The 590-nt window shown below is 66.4% G+C and carries 1 protein-coding gene; it reads right to left on the bottom strand.

Annotation, left to right across the window (positions count from 1 at the left end):
• Positions 1 to 208: 208 nt before the first annotated feature.
• Positions 209 to 541, bottom strand: coding sequence for a hypothetical protein (locus IH80_RS0138465; protein ID WP_030966572.1), 333 nt, complete (start codon positions 539 to 541; stop codon positions 209 to 211).
• Positions 542 to 590: the final 49 nt, after the last annotated feature.

Raw genomic sequence — 590 nt, 5'->3', positions numbered from 1 at the left:
CCGTCCGCCGCGAAGTCCGACATCGCCGCCGCCACCTGCGCCTCACGCGCAGCGATCACCTGCTCCAGCTGCCCGATCACCGCCTTGATACCGCCCTGCACCTCCGTCGAGGCACCCACGTCGTACGCACGACGGTCCGTCCCACCCGTACCCATGACAACCACACTCCCCGTGAGATGTAAGAAGGAAGACCCGGAACCCCGCCGGCTCAGCGCCCGCGGAAGCGGGCCGCGTCGAAGTTCGCCGAACCCTGCGTCTGACGCGCGTTCTCGCCCTGCTCCTGGTCACCCGACCCGAACGCCTGCTCCATGCCCGACTGACCGCCCAGGATCGCCGCCAGCGAGGCGTTCAGCTCCTTCGCGATCCCGTCCGCACGCAGCTTGAACGAGTCGAACGCGACCTTGCCCTGCCCCTGGAACTTGCCCTCCAACGGCTGCGCCGCAGCCACCAGCTGCTTGATCAGCGAACCCAGGTCGGTATTCGAGGTCCGCGAACCCGACATCAGGTTCGTCAGAACCTGCGTCCCCATGTCGAACTTCATCCCACACTCCCCCGCACTCTCGAACGAACACCAGTGTGACCACTACAAC

It is taken from the genome of Streptomyces sp. NRRL S-378 (assembly GCF_000720645.1).
Taxonomy (GTDB): domain Bacteria; phylum Actinomycetota; class Actinomycetes; order Streptomycetales; family Streptomycetaceae; genus Streptomyces.
The sequence above is the reverse complement of the archived record's forward strand: the minus strand, read 5'-3'. Positions and strand labels throughout refer to the sequence as shown.

Bases quoted from the DNA above. Each gene is read 5' to 3' on its own strand.
- IH80_RS0138465 (WP_030966572.1), bottom strand. From the start codon at position 541: ATGAAGTTCGACATGGGGACGCAGGTTCTGACGAACCTGATGTCGGGT.